This window comes from Stenotrophomonas sp. GD03654 (assembly GCF_029845105.1).
Lineage (GTDB): Bacteria > Pseudomonadota > Gammaproteobacteria > Xanthomonadales > Xanthomonadaceae > Stenotrophomonas > Stenotrophomonas africana.
In genome coordinates this window covers 1-8,271 of sequence record NZ_JAOCLC010000115.1, presented here as the reverse complement: position 1 = coordinate 8,271, position 8,271 = coordinate 1, and the positions used below count along the sequence as shown (strand labels likewise).

The following is an 8,271-nucleotide window of genomic DNA, read 5'->3' as shown; positions in this document are numbered from 1 at the left end:
ACCCATCGGGCCGACCCGGTGCGCCCCACCCCGTCGCCCACCATTCGCCGCCCCTCACCGCCCGGCCCCGGCGGAGTATGCTGGCCGCATGCAGACATCCACCGAGCTTGCGCGTCCGATCGACCGCTATTTCGCCAGCTACTCCGACGACCACCGCAATGTGGTCAACCAGCGCATCCACGTGGTGGCGGTGCCGGCGATCCTGTGGTCGGTGGTGGCCCTGCTGTGGTGCGTGCCGCCGCTGATCACCTGGTTCCAATACGGCATCTGGTCGGCGTTCGCGATGTTCAGCGCGTGGTGCTTCTACAACAAGCTGTCGCGTCCGCTGGGCATCGGCATGCTCATCCAGTTCTTCGTGTTCGGCTGCCTGTGCCGGCTGCTGGAAGCGGAAATCGGCCTGCACAACCTGCGCTCGCTGGCCATCGGCGTATTCGTCGCCGCCTGGATCGCGCAGTTCATCGGCCACAAGTTCGAAGGCCGCAAGCCCAGCTTCCTGACCGACCTGACCTACCTGCTGATCGGCCCGGCGTGGGTGATGGCCAAGGCCTATCGCAAGCTCGACTGGCGCTACTGACCAGCGTCGCCGCGTCGACGCCTTCGTTTCCTGAACGGGCAGATCCCGTCACCGACACTGCACGGCGCGCCTGCCAGCCTGCCGCGGTGACCTCCTCACCTTGCCCCGCCCAGCGGCGGCGGTCCCTGTGCGACAGGGGCTGCGCTGTCCCTGCGTGGGCGTAGGGTGGACCTGCTCACCGGGTCCTGATGGGTCATCCGCGCGGCATGCTGCATCGCAGAAAAAATGAATCAGCGCACGTTACATGCAATTGATCGCTGTTCAATGGGTTTCGGCGACATTTGGCAGCCTGTTATGCTCCCTGACCTGCTCGTGAATCATGGATTCCCTGCATGCTCCCCAGCCTGCCCCTGCTGCTGGCCCTGCCGTTCCTCATGGCAGTGGCTGTCGCAGCCTTCCCCCGTAGTTCGCGCTCGACTGCTGCCTGGCTGGCGGCGCTGGCGCCGTTGGGCGGGCTGGCGATCCTCGCCTGGCTGACCCCATCGGTGCTTGATGGCCAGGTGGTGCGCACGATGGTTCCGTGGCTGCCGCAGATCGGCCTGGACTTCACCCTGCGCCTGGATGGCCTGGCCTGGATGTTCGCGGGGCTGGTGCTGGGCATCGGCGCGCTGGTGGTGCTGTATGCGCGCTATTACCTCAGCAGCCAGGACAACGCGCACCGCTTCTATACCTACCTGTTGCTGTTCATGGGCGCCATGCTGGGCATGGTGCTGTCGGGCAACCTGTTGCTGCTGATGGTCTTCTGGGAAATGACCAGCATCAGCTCGTTCCTGCTGATCGGTTTCTGGTCGCACCGCCAGGACGCGCGCGAGGGCGCGCGGATGGCGCTGGTGATCACCGGCGGCGGCGGCCTGGCGCTGCTGGCCGGCGTGCTGCTGATCGGCCGCATCGTCGGCAGCTTCGACCTGGACGTGGTGCTGGCCGCCGGCGAGCAGATCCGCGCCAGCGCGCTGTACCCCTACGCCCTGTTCCTGGTGCTGGCGGGCATCTTCACCAAGAGCGCGCAGTTCCCGTTCCACTTCTGGCTGCCGCACGCGATGGCCGCCCCCACCCCGGTGTCGGCCTACCTGCACTCGGCCACCATGGTGAAGGCCGGTGTGTTCCTGCTGGCGCGCCTGCATCCGGCATTGGCCGGCAGCGATCTGTTCTTCTACACGGTCAGCGGCATCGGTGCGATCACCCTGCTGATCGGTGCCTGGAACGCGATCTTCCAGCATGACCTGAAGGGCCTGCTGGCCTATTCGACGATCTCGCACCTGGGCCTGATCACCCTGCTGTTCGGCCTGTCCACGCCGATGGCGGTGGTCGCCGGCGTGTTCCACATCATCAACCACGCCACCTTCAAGGCCTCGCTGTTCATGGCCGCCGGCATCATCGACCACGAGACCGGCACCCGTGACATGCGCAAGCTGGGTGGCCTGCGCAGGCTGATGCCGTTCACCAGCGCGCTGGCGATCATCGCCTCGCTGGCGATGGCCGGCATCCCGCTGCTCAACGGCTTCCTGTCCAAGGAAATGCTGTTCGCCGAAGCGCTCTCGGCGGGCGGCACCGACACCATGCGCACGGCGGTGTCGATCGCCGCGCTGCTGGCTGGTGTGTTCGGCGTGGCCTACAGCCTGCGCTTCGTGCACGACACGTTCTTCGGCAAGGGCCCGCATGGCCTGGACCGCGTGCCGCACGAACCGCCGCGCTGGATGAAGGTGCCGGTGGAGATCCTGGTGGTGATCTGCGTGGCGGTGGGTATCGCCCCGGCCGTGACCGTGGCCCCGGTATTGCACGCGGCAGCCGCCTCGATCCTCGGCAGCGCGATGCCCGAGTACAACCTGTCGATCTGGCATGGCTTCAACCTGCCGCTGGCGATGAGCGCCGCTGGCGTGGTCGGTGGCGTGGCCCTCTACTTCGGCCTGCGCAAGCTGATCGATCTGCATGCGGTAACCAACACCACGCCGGGACGCAACGTCTTCCACCACCAGCTGGACCTGCTGTCGGCCGGTGCGCAGCGGTTGACCGCCGGCATCGCCAACGGCAGCCTGCAGCGCATGCTGCTGGGCCTGGTGCTGGTGGCGATCGTGGTCGCCGCCGCGCCCTACATCGCCAACCCGGCCTCGCCGGAATGGACCAGACCGCAGCCGATACCGCTGCTGGGCTGGGCGTTGTGGCTGGTGATGATGTCCTGCGCGGTGGCGACCCTGCGCATGTACAAGCAGCGTCTGCTGGCCGTGCTGCTGGTCGGCGGCGTCGGCCTGATGGTGGCGCTGACCTTCGTGTTCCTGTCCGCACCGGACCTGGCGCTGACCCAGCTGCTGGTGGAGATGGTGACCCTGGTACTGATGCTGCTGGGCATGAACTACCTGCCGGCACAGTCCGGCCCGGAGCGGCCGCGCTGGCGCAAGCGCCGTGATGCGCTGATCGCGATCGTGGCCGGTGCCGGCCTGGGCGCGCTGGCCTACAGCGCGATGACCCTGCCGCCGAACACCATGGCCGGCGAGCTGCTTGCCCGTGCCCTGCCCGAGGCGTACGGCCAGAACGTGGTCAACGTGATCCTGGTCGACTTCCGCGGCTTCGATACCTTCGGCGAGATCACCGTGTTCGGCATTGCCGCATTGGTCGTGCATGCGCTGCTGCGTCGCACGCGGATGGCGCCGGAGCAGATCATGCCCGGTCCGCCGATCAAGCTGCCGGTGCCGGCCGATCTGGCCCAGATCATGTTCCCGCTGACCCTGACGGTCTCCATCTTCCTGTTCCTGCGCGGCCACAACGCGCCGGGCGGCGGCTTCATCGCCGGCCTTGTGCTGGCGGTGCCGCTGCTGATCCAGTACGTGATCCAGGGCACCGCCTCGGTGGAGTCACGCTTCGGCTTCGACTACATCCGCTGCATCGGTACCGGCCTGCTGATCGCCATCCTCAGTGGCGCCGCGTCGATGCTGTTCGGCGTGCCGTTCCTGACCAGCGGCCACCTGGACCTGCACCTGCCGTTGATCGGCGATGTACCGCTGGCCAGCGCGATTGGTTTTGATATCGGCGTGTACCTGGTGGTGTTCGGTGGCGCGATGCTGATGCTGTCGATGATGGCCACCGTCAAACCCTCGCGGACGCGCACCGCGCGCAAGGGCGAGATCGACCTGCAACGCCGCTCGGCACGAACGGGGGAGATGCACTGATGGAACTGGCCCTGGCCTCTGCGATCGGCGTGCTGACCGCCATCGGCATCTACCTGCTGCTGCGCGCGCGCAGCTTCGATGTGATCCTCGGCATGACCTTCCTGTCCTACGCCACCAACCTGCTGATCTTCGCCGGTGGCCGCGTGGTGCAGGGCAAGGCGCCGGTGCTGCAGGAAGGCGTGGAGAGCCACCTGGGCAACTACACCGATCCGCTGCCACAGGCGCTGGTGCTGACCGCCATCGTCATTGCCTTTGCGATGACCGCCGTCAGCATCGTGCTGGCCATGCGCAGCCGCAGCGACAACCACAGTGACCACGTGGACGCGCACGAGCCGGACGACGATGCACCGCCGCGCCGGGGCGAGGACCGCGCATGAATCATCTGGTGATCCTGCCGATCCTGGTACCGCTGCTCGGCGCTGCGCTGTCGCTGTTCGTTGAACACCGCCGCTATGGGCCGAAGGTGCAGCGCGCCGTGGCGTGGACCGCGCTGGGAGCGCTGGCGGTGGTGGTCGGCCTGTTGTTCGCCGACACCGCAGGCGGTGACATCAACGTCTACCTGCTCGGCGACTGGCCGTCGCGGCTGGGCATCGCGCTGGTGGCCGACCGGCTGTCGGCGTGGATGCTGCTGACCACCCTGCTGCTGGCCATTCCCTGCCTGCTGCACGCCTGCTCGGGCTGGGACCGCCGCGCACCGCACTTCCATGCACTGTTCCAGTTCCAGCTGGTCGGCCTCAATGGCGCGTTCCTGACCGGCGACATCTTCAACCTGTTCGTGTTCTTCGAGGTGATGCTGATCGCCTCCTACGGCCTGCTGCTCAGCGGTGGCCGCGGCCTGCGCATGCGCATCGGCCTGCACTACGTGGTGTTCAACGTCACCGCCTCGACCCTGTTCCTGATCGCGCTGGGCCTGCTGTACGCCACGCTGGGTTCGCTGAACATGGCCGAGTTGTCGCAGCGCATCGCCGAGGTGCCGCCGGCGCAGCTGCCCCTGGTGAAGGCGACGATGGGCCTGTTGCTGCTGGTGTTCTGCGCCAAGGCCGCGCTGATGCCCCTGTACCTGTGGCTGCCGGAAGCGTATTCGCGCGCACCGGCCGCCGTGGCTGCGCTGTTCGCGATCATGACCAAGGTCGGCCTGTACTCGGTGCTGCGCATCCAGATGCTGTGGTTCGGCGACGACGCCGGCGCGATGGCCGGCTATGGCCGCGACTGGCTGCTGTGGGCTGGCGTGGCAACGCTGGTGCTGGGTGGCCTTGGCGCATTGGCCGCGACCCGCCTGCGCGTGTTGATCTCGTACCTGGTGATCGTGTCGGCAGCCACGCTGTTCATCGCGTTCTCGGTGGGCACGCCGCGGGTGCTCTCCGCCGGCCTGTACTACCTGCCGCACAGCAGCTTCGTCGCTGCAGCGCTGTTCCTGATCGCCGACCTGATCCGCCGCCGTCGCGGCGGCGCCAGCGACCGCAAGGAAGTGGTCGCGCCGATGCCGGGCAAGGAAACGCCGGCGGTGCTGTTCCTGATCGGCGCGGTGTCGGTGGCCGGCCTGCCGCCGCTGTCGGGCTTCCTGGCCAAGGCCGCGCTGCTGGCCGGCATGCCGGCGCAGTACACCGCCCCGGTCTGGACCGCCGTGCTGGTCAGCAGCCTGCTGGTGATCATGGGCCTGACCCGCGGCGGCATCCGCCTGTTCTGGCGCGTGCCGCCGGTCGATCCGGAAGCACCGAAGCCGCGCAAGGCCCGCCTGCGCCGGGTCGAGCTTTACGCGGCCTGCCTTCTGCTGGCCTACGGCATCGGCATGACCCTGGCCGCAGCACCGCTGATGCGCTACACCGACGCCACCGCCGCACAGCTGCTGCAACCCAGCGAATACGTGCAGCAGCTGCGTGCGACCACGCCGGAGATCCGCCAGCCATGACTGCCCAGCGCTCCCTGTTCCGTCGCCTGATTCCCTCGCCGATGCTCAGCATCATGGTGGTGGCGTTCTGGCTGCTGATGTCCGACAGCTTCACCCTCGGCCAGATCGTGCTGGGGCTGCTGCTGGGCCTGGTGGTGCCGCTGTTCGCCGCACGCCTGGACCGCGAATTCGCCCGCATCGGCACCCTGCGTCCATTGCCGAAACTGCTGTGCGTGACCCTGTGGGACATCCTGATGTCCAACATCCGCGTTGCCCTGCAGGTACTGGGCCCGGAGAAGAACATCCACCCGGGTTTCATCTGGCTGCCGCTGGACATCGCCAACATCCACGGCATCGCCGCGCTGACCAGCATGATCACCCTGACCCCGGGCACGGTCTCGGCCGCGCTCAGCGACGACCGCAAGTTCCTGCTGGTGCACGTGCTGCACCTGGAGGACCCACAGGACCTGATCGATACGATCAAGCGCCGTTACGAGGCGCCGTTGATGGAGATCTTCCCATGACCGGTTTTGAAGTCATCCAGACCACCCTGGTGGTGTGCATGCACGTGGTCGGCCTAGCGATGCTGCTGGCCACCTGGCGCCTGCTGCGCGGGCCGACCGTGCCCGACCGCATTCTCGCGCTGGACACGCTGTCGGTGACCGCAATCGCCGAGCTCATGCTGTTTGGCATGTACCTCAACTCGCCGATCTACTTCGAGGCGGCGCTGATCATCGCCATGCTCGGCTTCGGCAGCACTGTGGTGCTGAGCAAGTTCGTGCTGCGCCGGGACATCGTCGAATGATCACCGCGATCCAGATCGGCCTGTCGATCCTGCTGCTGTTCGGCTGCTTCTTCATCCTGGTCGGCGCACTGGGCCTGGTGAAGCTGTCCACGTTCTTCAAGCGCCTGCACGCACCGACCAAGGCCAGCACGCTGGGCGTGGGCTGCGTGCTGGTGTGCTCGGTCTGCTACCACATCTTCCTCGGCCAGGACCCGCAGCCACGCGAGCTGCTGATCACCGTGTTCCTGTTCATCACCGCGCCGATCAGCGCACACATGATGGCCAAGGCCGCGCTGTCGCTGCTGATGGAGACCCGCCCCACCCTGCCGGGTAACGAACGTGCCGCCGAGGAGCAGCTGCCGCCGCCGGAGCCGGTGCGGGAAGAAGAAACCACGCAGAACCGGTAATTCCGGTAGAGGCCGACCTTGGTCGGCGCTTTTTCCCCGAGTGCCAACCAAGGTTGGCCCACCGGGTGATCGGTGGTGGGTGCCGACCGTTGGTCGGCACGAAATCAACCGCATCCACGCATGGCGTGGATCTACAACACCGGTGCGCCCACCAGCAGCAGTTCCAGCACGAACCAGCCGACGAACGCGACCAGCAGGATCGCGCCTTCGCCACGGCTGATCTTCAGGTCGCCGCGTAGCATCGGGTACAGCACCAGCGCGAACGCCAGCAGCGCCGGCAGTTCCAGGCGCACGAACGAGGCCGGCAAGGCCAACGGCTGCAGCACCGCCATCGCCCCGATCACCAGCAGCAGGTTGACCACGCTGGAGCCCAGCACGTGGCCCAGCACCATGTCGCCATGACCACGGCGTGCGGCAGCGATGGCGGTGGCCACCTCAGGCAATGCGGTGCCGACTGCTACCGGCAGCAAGCCCACCAGCAGCGGCGTCCAACCCAGGGCTGCACCGAAATCCGCTGCGGCCCCCACTACCAGGCGTGCGCCCCAGTACAGGGCCAGCGCCGCGATCAGCACCCGCAGCACGTTCAACGGCAGGCTGGTGCGGCTCACTGCGGATTCGGCAATGGCCACCTGCACCTCCTCACTCTCGCTGCGACCACCGCGCAGCAGCAGCACCTGCACCACGATGAAGCCGGCCAGCAGTACGCCGCCTTCCCAGCGTGCAAGGCCGCCATCAAGCCCGAACAGGATCAGCAGCACGCCGGCCGCCAGCAGCGACCACCACAGTACCGTCTGCAGGCGCGCGCGCAGCAGCAGGGGTGCAGCCATGGCCGCCACCGCCAGGGTCAGGCCCAGGTTGACGATGCTGCTGCCCACCGCGTTGCCCAGTGCCAACTCCGGTTGACCCACCGCCAGCGCGCGTGCGTTGACCGCCAGTTCCGGCAACGAGGTGGTTATCCCGAGCAGCAGCAGCCCCGCAGTGAACGCGCTGGCCCCAAAGCGCTGGGCCAGACCGGACACGGCCTTGACGATGGAGTCCCCGCCCAGCGCCAGCAGCAGCAGGCCGAGCAGGAACCAGGCAATGGCAATGGCGATCATCGAGCACTCCCCAGCAGTGGTGCCGCGATTCTACGCTTGGCCCGCGCGCGTGGCTGGGCCGTGGATCAAGGATCAGCCACAGCCTTCGGCATAGTCGACCTGCGGGGTCTTCCCGACCCGCCATGCGCCGACTCTGCCGTCCGCGCCGAGTGCGAAGTCGATCACCGCATCGCCTTCCTGCGCCGGTCGCACGCGCAGGTGCTGGGCCTTCTCATCGTACTTGTCGGGGCCGACATCAGCGCGCTCGGGGTACAGCACCTGCAGCTCACCCAGAGTCATGCCGACCTTGCCGCCACCTGGTGCCGTGATGGCTGCGCTGCGCACGTCGTAGCGCACCAGCTTGCGGCCTTCGATCATCAG

General features: G+C 67.4%; 8 protein-coding genes and 1 pseudogene. 7 read left to right on the top strand and 2 right to left on the bottom strand.

Going from position 1 to position 8,271, the window contains the following annotated elements; all coding sequences use genetic code 11:
- Positions 1 to 88: 88 nt before the first annotated feature.
- The 7 genes from N5J73_RS23415 to N5J73_RS23385 all read left to right on the top strand — a co-directional run bounded on the left by N5J73_RS23415 (position 89) and on the right by N5J73_RS23385 (position 6,814).
- Complete coding sequence (locus N5J73_RS23415) at positions 89 to 574, top strand: Mpo1-like protein (protein ID WP_049448437.1); 486 nt, start codon at positions 89 to 91, stop codon at positions 572 to 574.
- 332 nt (positions 575 to 906) lie between these two features.
- Positions 907 to 3,735 (top strand): monovalent cation/H+ antiporter subunit A, encoded by a 2,829-nt coding sequence (locus N5J73_RS23410; protein WP_032976643.1) that lies wholly within the window; start codon positions 907 to 909, stop codon positions 3,733 to 3,735.
- Positions 3,735 to 4,112, top strand: a complete 378-nt coding sequence (locus N5J73_RS23405; RefSeq protein WP_025874601.1) for a Na+/H+ antiporter subunit C — start codon at positions 3,735 to 3,737, stop codon at positions 4,110 to 4,112. The genes N5J73_RS23410 and N5J73_RS23405 overlap by 1 nt, the downstream gene beginning before the upstream one ends.
- A complete protein-coding gene (locus N5J73_RS23400; RefSeq protein ID WP_049448444.1) occupies positions 4,109 to 5,644 on the top strand; it encodes a monovalent cation/H+ antiporter subunit D in 1,536 nt (511 codons plus the stop codon). The genes N5J73_RS23405 and N5J73_RS23400 overlap by 4 nt, the downstream gene beginning before the upstream one ends.
- A complete protein-coding gene (locus N5J73_RS23395) occupies positions 5,641 to 6,147 on the top strand; it encodes a Na+/H+ antiporter subunit E (protein WP_049448446.1) in 507 nt (168 codons plus the stop codon). The genes N5J73_RS23400 and N5J73_RS23395 overlap by 4 nt, the downstream gene beginning before the upstream one ends.
- Entirely contained in the window at positions 6,144 to 6,428 is a 285-nt protein-coding gene (locus N5J73_RS23390) for a K+/H+ antiporter subunit F (RefSeq protein WP_005411334.1), read from the top strand. Before N5J73_RS23395 ends, N5J73_RS23390 begins: the two co-directional genes overlap by 4 nt.
- A complete protein-coding gene (locus N5J73_RS23385) occupies positions 6,425 to 6,814 on the top strand; it encodes a Na+/H+ antiporter subunit G (RefSeq protein ID WP_012481450.1) in 390 nt (129 codons plus the stop codon). Before N5J73_RS23390 ends, N5J73_RS23385 begins: the two co-directional genes overlap by 4 nt.
- Before the next feature lie 131 nt (positions 6,815 to 6,945).
- Here N5J73_RS23385 and N5J73_RS23380 read toward each other — a convergent pair whose 3' ends face one another.
- Positions 6,946 to 7,911, bottom strand: a complete 966-nt coding sequence (locus N5J73_RS23380; protein WP_049448447.1) for a sodium:calcium antiporter — start codon at positions 7,909 to 7,911, stop codon at positions 6,946 to 6,948.
- A 72-nt stretch (positions 7,912 to 7,983) separates the two neighbouring features.
- Positions 7,984 to 8,271 (bottom strand): annotated as a pseudogene (locus N5J73_RS23375) (hypothetical protein); the annotation flags it as partial.